The organism is Xanthomonas sp. WHRI 7065 (assembly GCF_040203115.2).
Classification (GTDB): Bacteria; Pseudomonadota; Gammaproteobacteria; order Xanthomonadales; family Xanthomonadaceae; genus Xanthomonas; species Xanthomonas arboricola.
Genome location: NZ_CP168194.1, coordinates 460561 through 473277, shown reverse-complemented (window position 1 = coordinate 473277; position 12717 = coordinate 460561). Strand labels below are relative to the sequence as shown.

General features: G+C 66.4%; 11 protein-coding genes. 7 read left to right on the top strand and 4 right to left on the bottom strand.

Features of this window, described 5'->3' with window-relative positions; translation table 11 throughout:
• Window positions 1-2: 2 nt before the first annotated feature.
• From ABQY64_RS02015 to glpK, 6 genes are all read left to right on the top strand, one after another.
• Window positions 3-806, top strand: a complete 804-nt coding sequence (locus ABQY64_RS02015) for a GntR family transcriptional regulator (protein WP_016904720.1) — start codon at window positions 3-5, stop codon at window positions 804-806.
• Window positions 799-1782, top strand: coding sequence for a PDR/VanB family oxidoreductase (locus tag ABQY64_RS02010; RefSeq protein ID WP_104609203.1), 984 nt, complete (start codon window positions 799-801; stop codon window positions 1780-1782). Before ABQY64_RS02015 ends, ABQY64_RS02010 begins: the two co-directional genes overlap by 8 nt.
• Before the next feature lie 55 nt (window positions 1783-1837).
• Window positions 1838-2665 (top strand): DeoR/GlpR family DNA-binding transcription regulator, encoded by an 828-nt coding sequence (locus tag ABQY64_RS02005; protein ID WP_065047049.1) that lies wholly within the window; start codon window positions 1838-1840, stop codon window positions 2663-2665.
• Window positions 2666-2888: 223 nt separating this feature from the next.
• Window positions 2889-4403 carry a glycerol-3-phosphate dehydrogenase gene (gene glpD / locus ABQY64_RS02000; protein WP_127158330.1) on the top strand — a complete coding sequence of 505 codons (1515 nt, stop codon included), beginning with the start codon at window positions 2889-2891 and terminating at the stop codon, window positions 4401-4403.
• Between the two features lie 177 nt (window positions 4404-4580).
• The gene (locus ABQY64_RS01995; RefSeq protein WP_016904933.1) at window positions 4581-5399 is read left to right on the top strand and encodes an MIP/aquaporin family protein; all 819 of its coding nucleotides are present in this window, start codon (window positions 4581-4583) and stop codon (window positions 5397-5399) included.
• Window positions 5400-5532: 133 nt separating this feature from the next.
• Complete coding sequence (gene glpK, locus ABQY64_RS01990) at window positions 5533-7032, top strand: glycerol kinase GlpK (RefSeq protein ID WP_047126261.1); 1500 nt, start codon at window positions 5533-5535, stop codon at window positions 7030-7032.
• 136 nt (window positions 7033-7168) lie between these two features.
• Here glpK and ABQY64_RS01985 read toward each other — a convergent pair whose 3' ends face one another.
• Together ABQY64_RS01985 and pobA are read right to left on the bottom strand one after the other, a co-directional pair.
• Complete coding sequence (locus tag ABQY64_RS01985; RefSeq protein WP_127158331.1) at window positions 7169-7681, bottom strand: nuclear transport factor 2 family protein; 513 nt, start codon at window positions 7679-7681, stop codon at window positions 7169-7171.
• 259 nt (window positions 7682-7940) lie between these two features.
• Entirely contained in the window at window positions 7941-9125 is a 1185-nt protein-coding gene (gene pobA / locus ABQY64_RS01980; RefSeq protein ID WP_127158332.1) for a 4-hydroxybenzoate 3-monooxygenase, read from the bottom strand.
• Between the two features lie 98 nt (window positions 9126-9223).
• On the opposite strand from pobA, the gene ABQY64_RS01975 reads away from it, so the two are divergent.
• Window positions 9224-10120 carry a helix-turn-helix domain-containing protein gene (locus ABQY64_RS01975; RefSeq protein ID WP_127158333.1) on the top strand — a complete coding sequence of 299 codons (897 nt, stop codon included), beginning with the start codon at window positions 9224-9226 and terminating at the stop codon, window positions 10118-10120.
• Between the two features lie 313 nt (window positions 10121-10433).
• Here the strand turns inward: ABQY64_RS01975 and ABQY64_RS01970 are convergent, their stop codons facing one another.
• Both ABQY64_RS01970 and ABQY64_RS01965 read right to left on the bottom strand, forming a co-directional pair.
• Window positions 10434-11915: a benzaldehyde dehydrogenase gene (locus ABQY64_RS01970; RefSeq protein ID WP_349780221.1), complete on the bottom strand. Its 1482-nt coding sequence runs from the start codon at window positions 11913-11915 to the stop codon at window positions 10434-10436.
• A gap of 28 nt (window positions 11916-11943) precedes the next feature.
• Entirely contained in the window at window positions 11944-12711 is a 768-nt protein-coding gene (locus ABQY64_RS01965) for a coniferyl-alcohol dehydrogenase (RefSeq protein WP_104623559.1), read from the bottom strand.
• Window positions 12712-12717 lie beyond the last annotated feature (6 nt).

Genomic DNA, 12717 nt, shown 5'->3' with positions numbered 1-12717 from the left:
CCATGTCACCCGCCACTCCGTTTCGCAGCAGTGCCGCGCAGACCACGCGCGCACTGCTGTCGCTGCGCGAACTGATCCTCGACGGCACCCTGCCGGCCGGAACCCGCCTGTCCGAGCTGGCGGTGGTGCAGCGGCTGGGCATGTCGCGCACGCCCGTGCGCGCCGCGTTGCAGCGGCTGTGCGAAGAAGGCCTGGCCAGCGCACTGCCCGGCGGCGGCTATGCGGTGCAGGCCTTCAGCGAACGCGACGTGCACGATGCGATCGAACTGCGCGGCACGCTCGAAGGCCTGGCCGCGCGCATGGCGGCCGAGCGCGGGGCATCGGCCGCGGCGCTGGCCCAGGCACGCCAGTTGCTGGATACGCTCGACCGCATCGTCGGCTCGCCGTTGCACGCCATCGACTTCAGCGCGTACGTGCAGGCCAATGCGCAGTTCCACGCGTTGCTGGTGGCCATGGCCGGCAGCGATGTGCTGGGCCGCGAGCTCACCCGCGTGCTGCAGCTGCCGTTCGCCTCGCCCAACAGCCTGGTCATGGCGCAGACCACCAGCGCCGAGGCGCGGCTGATCCTGACCCTGGCGCAGGACCAGCACCGCGAAGTCCTGGCCGCCATCGAAGACCGCCAGGGCGCGCGCGCCGAAGCGCTGATGCGTGAACACGCACGGCTGGCCCATCGCAATCTGCGCCACGTGCTGCAGACCCCGGCGGCGATCACCCAGGTGCGCGGCGGCGCATTGATCGGCCGCGCCCATCCCGCCACTGCCGGCAGCAGCCGGCCCACCCCTCTGCCTGGAGTTCCCCATGCGTAAAGACACCCAGTGGCACCGCGCCCATGTGGTCAGCATTGCCGACGCCTGCGAGGGCGTGCGCGAAATCGTGCTCGACCCGGGCACCGCGGCACGTGGCTTCGAGGTCGGCAGCCATCTGGATTTTCGCGTGCAGCTGCATGGCCGCGCCGACGTGCGCTCGTACTCGCTGGTGGGCGAGCCGCGTGCCGATGGTCACTACCAGATCGCGGTACGGCAGATGCCCGACAGCCGCGGCGGCTCGCGGCACATGTGGACGCTGCAGCCCGGCGATGAGGTGGAGATCTCCCCGCCCAGCAACAACTTCGCGCTGGACGAGGGCGGCGAGGAGATCCTGCTGATCGCCGGCGGGATCGGCATCACCCCGATCATCGGCATGGCGCAGCGGCTGGCGCGCCGCCACCGCGCGTTCCGCCTGCTGTATGCCGGGCGTACCCGCCGTGCGATGGCCTATGTCGACGAACTGGAAGCGCTGCTGGGCGAGCGCCTGCAGCTGCAATGCGACGACGGCGCCGGCCCGGCGGATCTTGCAGCCGAGCTGGCGCGGCTGTCTCCCAATGCCGAGGTGTACGTGTGCGGCCCGCTCGGCATGCTCGAGGCGGTGCGCCAGCACTGGCACGCCGCCGGGCGTCCGCGCGCGCGGCTGCATTTCGAAACCTTCGGCAACAGCGGGCGGGTGCCGGCGCAGGCGTTCGTGGTCAAGCTGCCCGGGCTCGGCCTGGAAGTGCCGGTGGCCGAGAACGAGTCGATGCTGGATGCGCTGGCCGATGCCGGAGTCGAGCTGATCGCCGAATGCCGGCGCGGCGAATGCGGGCTGTGCGCGGTCGAGGTGCTGGACAGCGCGGCCGATATCGATCACCGCGATGTGTTCTTCAGCGACGAGCAGCGCCGCGAGAACCGCAAGCTGTGCGCCTGCGTCTCGCGCGCGGTGGGCGGCAGCATCAGTATCGATACCGGCTACCGCGGCGAGCTGGGCTAGGCGCGGCCATCGGCACGCCGGCGCTCGCGCTGCGCGTGTTTGCATCCTCACGCGCATGCGCGATCATCTGCGCATGGAGTCGACTCACTACAGGACGGTCCCGGCGCCGGCACTCAACCCGCGCCAGGAACAATTGGTGGCATTGGTGCGGCAGCAGGGCTTTGCCGAGGTGGAAGGGCTGGCGACGCGCTTCGAGGTGACGCCGCAGACCATCCGTCGCGACCTGACCCTGCTGTGCGATGCCGGCGTGCTGCGCCGCTATCACGGTGGCGTCAGCATGCCCTCGAGCGTGGAAAACCTGGCCTACACCGCGCGCAAGGCGCTGCAGGCGCGCGAGAAACAGCACATCGCCGCGCAGGTCGCCCGCTTCATTCCCGACGATGCCTCGTTGTTCATCAACCTGGGCACCACCAACGAAGAGGTCGCGCGCGCCTTGCTGCAGCACCGCGGCCTGCGCGTGATCACCAACAACCTCAACGTGGCGGTGATGCTCAGCGCCAACTCCAGCTTCGAGGTGATCGTGGCCGGTGGCGTGGTGCGCGGGCGCGACCAGGGCGTGACCGGCGAGGCGACGGTGGAGCTGATCCGGCAGTTCAAGGTCGACTTCGGGGTGATCGGCATTTCTGGCATCGATCTGGACGGCACCCTGCTGGACTTCGACTACCAGGAAGTGCGCGTGGCCCAGGCCATCATCGAGCACTCGCGGCAGGTGCTGCTGGCCGCCGACCACAGCAAGTTCGGCCGCAACGCCATGGTGCGACTGGGCGCGATCGCCCAGGTGCACGACTGGTTCACCGACCGGCCGCCGCCGCAGGAACTGGCCGCCGTGCTGGCCGAGGCCGGCACCCGCGTGCATCTGGCCGAGCCTGGCGACGCCGGCTGAGCCACTTGTTCGTTTTTGTGCGTTTGCGGTGCGGCGTGCCGATCCCATGACCTTGATGATCCGCTTTGACTATCAAGATTCCGACTTCGATAGACCGATTTACTCGTTAAACGGCTAGTTCTCAAGCCTGGCAGCTCTTCACGTCCCGAAAAGGTTTGATGTTCGAATATGTTCGAACATGACAACTTGGGTTCGCTCCTGGCGCGCCCGGACGGAGACACCGATGGGCGAGACATACGATCTTCTGGTGATAGGCGGCGGCATCAACGGGGTCGGCATCGCCCGCGATGCGGCGGGGCGTGGCCTGTCGGTGTGCCTGTGCGAACAGGACGATCTGGCCGCGCATACCAGCAGCGCCAGCACCAAGCTCATTCACGGCGGCCTGCGCTACCTGGAGCAGTACGAGTTCGCGCTGGTCGGCAAGGCGCTGGCCGAGCGCGAGGTGTTGCTGCGGCTGGCCCCGCACATCATCTGGCCGCTGCGCTTCCTGCTGCCACATCAACCGCATCTGCGCCCGGCCTGGATGATTCGCGCCGGGCTGTTCCTGTATGACCATCTCGGCGGCAGCAAGCGCAGCCTGCCGCGCTCGCGCCGGCTGTCGCTGCGCACGCACCCGGTGGGCCAGCCGCTGCAGGAATCGCTGCGCACCGGCTTCGTGTACTCCGACGCCTGGGTGCAGGATGCGCGGCTGGTGGTGCTCAATGCGATGGACGCCGCCAGGCGTGGCGCACAGATCCGCACCCGCACACGCTGCGTCGGTGCCTGGCGCGATGCAGGCTTCTGGTATGCCGAGCTGGAAGACCGCGACGGCCGCCGCCGCACCGTGCAGGCGCGTGCACTGGCCAATGCGGCCGGGCCGTGGGCGGTGTCGTTCCTGGACAAGGTCGCCGCAGTGCCGCACAAGCACGCACTGCGCCTGGTCAAGGGCAGCCACATCGTGGTGCCCAAATTGTTCGACCACGACCACGCGTACATCTTCCAGCAACCGGATCGGCGCATCGTATTCGCCATCCCGTACGAGCACGACTTCACCCTGATCGGCACCACCGACGTGGATTACCAGGCCGACCCCGCCGCGCCCAGCATCGATGCGGCCGAAGTGCAGTACCTGTGCGATGCGGTGAACCTGTATTTCCAGCAGCAGATCGCCCCCGCCGATGTGGTGTGGAGCTATAGCGGCGTGCGTCCGCTGCTGGACGACGCCGAGGACAACGCTGCCGAAGTCACCCGCGATTACCAGCTGGAAGTGCTTACCGACGGCGCACCGTTGCTCAACGTGTTCGGCGGCAAGCTCACCACCTATCGCAAGCTGGCCGAAGAGGCGGTCGACCGCCTCACCCAGGCGCTGGGTGCCCGCAAGCCGGCATGGACCGCGCGCGGCGATGCATTGCCCGGCGGCGAACAACGCGATATCGCCAGCCTGCTCGAGCGCGTGCGCCACGCATACCCGTGGCTGCCGGCGCCGACCGCGCAGCGGCTGGTACGCAACTACGGCACCTGTGCGGAGCAGCTACTGGGCCAGGCGCAGGACATCGCCGCCCTGGGCACGCACTTCGGCGCCGATCTGTACCAGGCCGAGGTGGATTACCTGCGTGCCCACGAATGGGCCGTCACTGCCGACGACATCCTGTGGCGCCGCAGCAAACTCGGCCTGCGCATCGACGCGGCCGGGCGCGCACGCCTGGAGGCGTATCTGCAGACACACTCGGTCCGGCAGGCGGACGGCGTGCCGGCCTGATCGAACCACGTTGCCGGCGAGGACGGGTCGCGCGGCAACGTATCCTGGCGCATTCGCCGGCATCATCCTGAGTCACGTGGAGGGCACCCTGATGAGCATCACCGAAGACCCCTGCGCGCCAATGCGCGCATCGCACAACCCTGCCTGCGTCATCGCCATCGGCACGAGGACGCGCGCATGAGCCGCCAACTCGTGGGTGAGTTGATCTCCGAGGCGGTGGCGATGTTCATCATCATCGCGCTCGGCGATTCGGTCGCAGCGATGTACGTCCTCTACGACCCCAGCCCGTACCAGAACGCCTACTGGGGCGTGTGCATCGCCTGGGGCCTGGCGGTGACGCTGGCCATCTATGTCACCGGCTCGGTGTCCGGCACGCATGCCAATCCGGCGGTGACGCTGGCGCTGGCGCTGTTCCGCGGTTTCTCCTGGAAGAAGGTGCTGCCGTACTGGGGCGCGCAGGTGATCGGCGCATTCCTGGGCGCGGCCATCGTCTACCAGTTGTACGGCCCGGTCATCGACCACTACAACCAGGTGCAGCAACTCACCCGCGAAGCCGGTGGCGCCGCCGGGGTGTTCTTCACCGCACCCGGCCTTGCGGTCACGCCGATGCATGCGCTGGTCGACCAGATCATCATCACCGCGTTCCTGATCTTCGGCATCTTCGCCATCACCGAACAATTCAACGAAGCCGCGCCGACCGCCAACTCCGGCGCGCTGATGATCGGCCTGCTGGTGGCAACGCTGGGCGCGTCGATGGGCTATCTGGAAGCCTGGGCGATGAATCCGGCGCGCGACTTCGGCCCGCGCCTGTTCGCCTACCTTGCCGGTTGGGGCGAGGCCGCGTTGCCGGCCAAGGACAATTACTGGTGGATCCCCATTGTCGGCCCGTTGATCGGCGGCCCGATCGGCGCGCTCGCCTACCAGTGGCTGATCCTGCCGTTCCTGCCGGCACGCGTGCGCCATCTGCAGGGCGGCAAACCGCTCGATCCGCGCTGATCGCCCTGCTGCACGACTGACAGCACAGCGCCGCCGCCAGACAGGCTGGGTTTTATCGGCCTTTCGCACAGCGGCGTGCACTGCCCCCTTTTCTCGCCGTGCGCCAGCGCCGGCATTGTTCGAGGAATCTCCGATGGAAAAGCAATACGTCCTTGCGATCGATCAAGGCACCACCAGTTCACGGGCGATGTTGTTCGATCGCAACGGCAAGGTGGCCGGCGTGGCGCAGCGCGAGTTCGGCCAGATCTTTCCGCAGCCGGGCTGGGTGGAACACAACCCGCGCGAGATCATGACCAGCGTCTACACCACGATCACCGAGCTGCTCAATAACGCGCAGATCGATGCGCGTTCGATCGCCGGTATCGGCATTACCAACCAGCGCGAGACCGCGGTGGTGTGGGACAAGGCCACCGGCCAGCCGATCTACAACGCCATCGTGTGGCAATCGCGGCAGACCAAGGACATCTGCACGCAGCTCAAGGAGGCCGGGCACGAGCAGATGGTGCGCGACAAGACCGGTCTGCTGATCGATGCGTATTTTTCCGGCACCAAGGTCAAATGGATCCTCGACCACGTCGACGGCGCCCGCGAGCGCGCGCGTAACGGCGAGCTGGCCTTCGGCACCATCGATAGCTGGCTGATCTGGAATCTCACCGGCGGCAAGGTGCATGTCACCGACTACACCAATGCCTCGCGCACGCTGATGTACAACATCCACACGCTGGAGTGGGACGCCGAGCTGCTGGCCATGCTCGACGTGCCGAAGGAGATGCTGCCGGAGGTGCGCTCGTCCAGCGAAATCTACGGCATGACCCAGACCCAGTATTTCTACGGCGAGCAGGTGCCGATCGCCGGGATCGCCGGCGACCAGCAGGCGGCGCTGTTCGGACAGGCCTGCTTCGAGCCGGGCATGGCCAAGAACACCTACGGCACCGGCTGCTTTGCGCTGATGAATACCGGCGACAAGGCGGTTGCGTCCAAGGCCGGTCTGCTGACCACGATCGCCTGGGGCATCGACGGCAAGGTCGAGTACGCGCTGGAAGGTTCGATCTTCGTCGCCGGCTCGGTGGTCCAGTGGCTGCGCGACGGCTTGCGCATGCTCGGCAAGGCCAGCGACTCGCAGGCCTATGCCGAACGTGCCGGCGACAACGACGGGGTCTATCTGGTGCCGGCCTTCGTCGGCCTGGGCGCGCCGTATTGGCGCAGCGATATCCGCGGTGCGGTGTTCGGGCTGACCCGCGGCACCACCAAGGAACATTTTGTGCGTGCGGCAGTGGAATCGATGGCCTACCAGACCCGCGACGTGTTGACTGCGATGCAGGCCGATTCGGGTATCGAGCTGAAGGAACTGCGCGCCGACGGTGGCGCCATCGCCAACGACTTCATGGCGCAGTTCCAGAGCGACATGCTCAACGTGCCGGTGCTGCGCCCGGAAGTGGCCGAAACCACCGCGCTTGGCGCGGCCTATCTGGCCGGCCTGGCGACCGGGTTCTGGAGCAGCCGCGAAGAGATCGCCAAGCAGTGGGCGGTGGATCGCCGCTTCGAGCCGACCATGCCCGACGACAAGCGCGAACAACTCTATGCCGGCTGGCAGCAGGCGGTGGAAGCGACGATGGGTTTCCGCATCAGCTGAGCGCTGCGCTCAAAAGACGACGCCCACTATCAGGCGGGCGTTGTCGTTTCCGTCAACCACTTGCATGGGTTGCTGACGACCTGCATGGATCACGCATTGCAAGGCTGCACGCTGCAGCCCTGCAGTGCAGTAGCGATTACTGGCCGCCGCTATTGGCGCGGCCGGCGATGGTGTCCGGATCCCAATGCTCCTTGATCAGGCCTTTTTCGATGCGGAACATGTCGAACCAGGTGGTGGTGTAGGTGGTGCCCGGTTTGTTCGGATTGGGCAAGGTGCGTACCGACACCAGCGTGACCAGATCGCCGTCGGCAGTGATGGCCACCAGCGGCAGCTGCACGCGCGGCTGCACCGGCGTCGGCTTCACGAAGGCGGTCAGGAAGGCAATGAACGCATCGCGGCCATTGGCCACATTCGGGTTGTGCTGGATGTAGTTCTTGTCCATGTACATCGGCGCATACTGCACCTGGCCGGCTTCGAACACGATGCGCCAGAAATCGTAGACCAACCGCTTGTTGGCGGTTTCATACCAGGTGGAGCCGAGCAGCATCTTCTGGTGGTTGGGATTTTCAGCTACTGCGGTCTGCGCGAACGCAGCCACCGGCGCCACCAGCATGACCAGCAGCAAGGCGCGGGAGAACAGCTTATTCATGGAAGACTCCTTATGTGGAGACGGGCACTGCATTGGCAGGGATACCAGCACGCTGCACCGTTGATTGGGGGACGACGCGCCTTGGCATACAGGGTTTTTCACGCGTCGTCGCCAGCCTAACGGCCGCGTCCGCTCGCCCGCTAGCCGCCCTGGAGTGCACCAGGGCACCTGCGGTATTGGTGGTAATCAGAAGATAACCATCGCAGTAGGTTTTCTCCCGCGCACGCACGAGGCATCTCGACGGCGGCCATCGCTACGCTCAATCCGGCAGCTCCACCAACGGCAACCCCGCATAGTTTTCGGCCAGGGTGGCGCGCCCGGCCTCGCTGCCCAGCAGATAATCCAGCTCTGCGGCATGAATGCGTGCGGTGAATGCGTCCTGGTCATCGAAGGTATGCAGCAAGGTGGTCATCCACCATGAAAACCGTTCGGCCTTCCATACCCGCTGCAGCGCCAGCGCCGAATACTGTTGCAGCACCGTGGTATCGCCACGCGCGTTCCAGCGCTCGAACAATTGCGCCAGCAAGCCGACATCGGCCAGCGCCAGATTCAGGCCCTTGGCGCCAGTGGGCGGCACGATATGCGCCGCATCGCCGGCCAGGAACAGCCGCCCGTACTGCATGGGTTCGGCGACGAAGCTACGCAACGGCGCAATGCTCTTTTCGATCGATGGCGCGGTGACCAGCTGCGCAGACAAGGCGTCTGGCAGGCGCGCACGCAACTCATCCCAGAATGCCTGATCGCTCCATGCCTCCACCCGCGCATCGGCCGGTACCTGCACGTAATAGCGCGAGCGCGTTGGCGAGCGCATCGAACACAAGGCAAAGCCACGTGGGTGTTGCGCGTAGATCAACTCATCGTGGACCGGTGGGGTATCGGCAAGCACGCCAAGCCACCCGAACGGGTACACCCGCTCGAACAGGCGCAGTCGCTCCGGCGGGATGCTGGCGCGGCTGATGCCATGGAAGCCGTCGCAGCCGACGATATAGTCGCAGTCGATACGCTGACGCTGGCCATCGTGGGTGAATTCCACCGCGGGCATATCGCTGTCCACCCCGCACAGCGTCACGTCTTGCGCGCTGTAATACGTTGGCGCAGCGCTGCGCGCACGGGCCTGCATCAGATCCGCGGTGACCTCGGTCTGGCCGTAGACGGTGACACTACGTCCGCAGCCGCGCAGCAGATCGATGCGCTCGCGCCGGCCATCCAGCGACAGTTCGAAGCCGTGATGCGGCAAGCCTTCGCGTTGCACGCGTGCGCCAACGCCTGCCCGCTGCAACAGCGCCACGCTGCCCTGTTCCAGCACGCCGGCACGGATACGCCCCAGCACATGCTCCGGGGTCTGCCGCTCGATCACCACGGTATCGATACCGGCCCGCAGCAACAGCTCGCCCAGCAACAGGCCGGAGGGGCCAGCGCCGATGACCGCGATCTGGGTTCGCATGCAATGCTCCTGCCTCAGCCGACGGATGCAGGCCAGTGTGGGTAGCCAAGCACATGCTTTGAAGGGATGATTGCGTGCAGTGCTTGGACTTTTCGACGATGCCCACACGCGCGCAAACCACTGCCGCAGCTACTGCGGTTCCCGCCTTCGGCCTGTATGGCGAGCAGCATGCCGACACGCCCGAGCTATTGCATTGGGAGTCGATTGCCGCACGCAGCCGGCTGCATGACTGGCGTATCGCCCCGCACCGGCACGAAGACCTGGCGCAACTGCTGTACGTGCAACGCGGGCCGGCGACGCTGCAGCTGGATGGCCGCAGCCAGCGCGTGCGTGGCGCAAGCGTGATCTGGCTGCCACCGCTGTGCGTGCATGGTTTCAAATTCGATCCACAGGTGCGCGGCCACATCATCACCGTGTGCATGCCCTTGGTACGTAATGCCTTGAGTGCCGCGCCACTATTGCAGGGCGCACTGACCGTCCCACAGGTCCTGCACGCAAGCCGCGCACTCGGATTGCTCGACGTGCTGTTCGCCAGTATTGCCGGCGATCACGCATACCGACGCATCGGCCATGAGGCCGCATTGCATGCCGCCGCAGCGCAGCTGTTGATCTGGACCGCCCGCACGGCGCTGGAGCACGCACAGGATGCGGCAGCGGTGAGCCCGTACGCCGACCCGGCACTGCGCCATCTGCGTGGTTATCAGGCCCTGATTGACCAGCACTACCGCGCGCACTGGCCGATCTCCCGCTATGCCGAGCAACTGGGTCTGACTCCGGGCCATCTCAACGCGTTATGCCAGCGACTGGCCGGCGCCTCGGCACTGCAATTACTGCAGCGCCGGATCATGCTCGAAGCACGCCGCAGCCTGCGCTACACCAGCCTGAGCGTGCAGCAGATCGCCGCCAGCCTTGGATTTTTCGACGCTGCGTACTTCAGCCGCTACTTCGCACGCCATGCCGGCTGCTCGCCGACGCAATTCCGCGCTGGCGAGTAAGAGCGGCTGGTCTGGAGCTTGGCTGCAGAGCCCTTGCGATAGCTCAATCGTAGAGCGGTTGATCTGAGGCTCTGCGGCGGGGCCCTTACCCGCCTACCCTCGCAGGACACGCCGCAAGTACGTCCATGTAGGCTCTTACGCGGCATCCATGCCGCGTAAGGTCCCGCGACGGCGGGCGGGCAAGGACCAGTTGAGATGGTCGGTGGGCAAGGTTAAGAGCGGTGCGCTTGGACACCGCAGATAGATCAGCCCCAAAGCGGCTGATCCACGGCTCGCCTGCAGCCCCGCTGCCCGGTCGGTTGCGCCGCGCCGGTCAGAACGGGTACTGCGGCACTTCGTTCTTGATCGTCAGCCATTGCCAGTGGGTGTACTGCTCCCAATCGGCCGGTCCGCCGACACTGGTGCCGTTGCCCGACGCGCCGGTCCCGCCGAAGGGATTGATGACTTCATCGGCCACGGTCTGATCGTTGATGTGCAGCAGGCCGGTGTGCAGCTTGTCGCCCAGGCGCATCGCGCGCGACACCGACGCCGACAGGATGCCCGCAGCCAGACCGTACTCGCCATGGTTGGCCAGTTCCGCGGCTTCTTCGTCGGTATCGAACACGGTGATGTTGATCACCGGGCCGAAGACTTCCTCGTCGAATGCACGCATGCCCGGACGCACGTTGGACAGCACCGTCGGCGCATAGAACAGGCCCTCGTTGCTGGCGCCGGCCTCCACCACCGCACCGGCGGCGACGCTGTCGTCCACGATATCGATCACGCGCTGCAGCTGGCGCTGGTCGATGATCGGACCCAGTGCCACGGTGCCGCTGACCGGATCGCCGACCGGCAGATGCCTGGCTTTTTCGGCCAGCCGCTGGGTGAATGCATCGGCGATCCCGCGCTGGACCAGCACGCGGCCGGTGGCCATGCAGATCTGCCCCTGATGCATGTAGGCGCCGAATGCCACTGCAGAGGCGGCTTTGTCCAGATCCGCGTCGTCGAGCACGATCACTGCGTTGTTGCCGCCCAACTCCAGCGACACTTTCTTCAAATGCCGGCCAGCGATCTCGCCGATGCGCCGCCCGGCCGCGGTGGAGCCGGTGAAGGCAATCATCGGGATATCCGGCGATTCGACCAGCGCCTGCCCGACGGCGGCATCGCCATGCAGTACATGCAGCAGTCCCTTCGGCAGGCCCGCTTCTTCCAGTACCTGGGCGATGACCACGCCACCGGTATACGGCGTGCGCGGGTCGGGCTTGAGCACCACCGCATTGCCCATCGCCAGTGCCGGGGCGACCGAGCGCAGCGACAGGATCAGCGGGAAATTGAACGGGGAAATCACTGCGATCACGCCCAGCGGCAGATGCCGCGCCAGGCTGAGCTGACCGGCGCCCGTCGGCAGCACCTGGCCGACCGCCTGCAGCGGCAGCGCCGCAGACTGCTGGTAGATCACCACCGACTCGTTCACTTCGCGCTGGGCCTTGGGCAGGATGCCGCCGGTTTCGCGCGCGATCAGCAGCGCCGCTTCGGCACTGCGCGCTTCCATCAGCTGCGCGGCACGGTGAAACACCGCAGCGCGCTCACGCGGCGCAGTGGCTGCCCAGGCACGCTGCGCTTTCTTGGCCAGCGCCACGGCAGCGGCGACATCGGCCAGGTCGGCCTTGCCGACTTCGTGCAGCAGCGTGCCGGTGGCCGGTTCGATGATCTGCACGGTGCCGCCGTTGCCGGGCACCCAGTCGCCATTGAAGATGCAGCCATGCCACGCCGGAGCGGCGCTTGCGGCAATGGCGGTATTGGGGAGAGCGTTCATGGTCTAGCCTCCTGCTGAGGGGGTGGTGTTACAGAGTGGTGGACGCCAGCCCGCCATCGACCGGCAGGGTGATGCCGTTGATCCAGCGCGCCGCATCGGAGGCGAGAAACACGATGGCCTCCGCCACCTCGTCGGCATACGCCGGCCGCGTCATGCGCTTGGCATCTTCCTTGACGCGCTCCTCGCCGAGCATGGTGACGAAATCGCCAAGAATCGGCGTAAACACCGGCCCCGGCGAGACGTTGTTGACGCGCACGCCGTGCTCGGCGAACCAGGGCCGCGACTGCAGCAGCGTCCACACGATCAGCGCTTCCTTGAAGTACTGGTAGCAGGTGTCGTGCGCCACCGGATGCGCCTGCAGCCATGCATCGCCAGACGCAAAGCTGTCGGTGGCAGCCAGTTGCTTGTGCAGTTCCAGGCGCTGCGGCCACTCGGCACCCAGGATGGAAGCCACATTGATGATGGAACCACCGGGCGTCATGCGCGGCAGCAGCGCCTGGCTCAAATGGCGCAGGCCCAGATAGTTGACGTGCGCCACCACCTCGAGCGGCGCGGTACCGGGAACGCCAGCCACATTGGCCAGCGCATCGATACGCGCCGGCAAGGCCTGCACCAGCGCATCGATGGACGCCGGATCGCCGAGATCGGCCTGGTGGAACCCGTGCAGCGACATCTGCACCGGCGTGCGATCGACGCCGATCACCGTGGCGCCATGGAAACGGGCCAGACGCGCGACTTCGGCACCGATGCCCGATGCCACGCCGGTGACCACGATGGTCTTGTTCTGCAAATTCATTGCCAC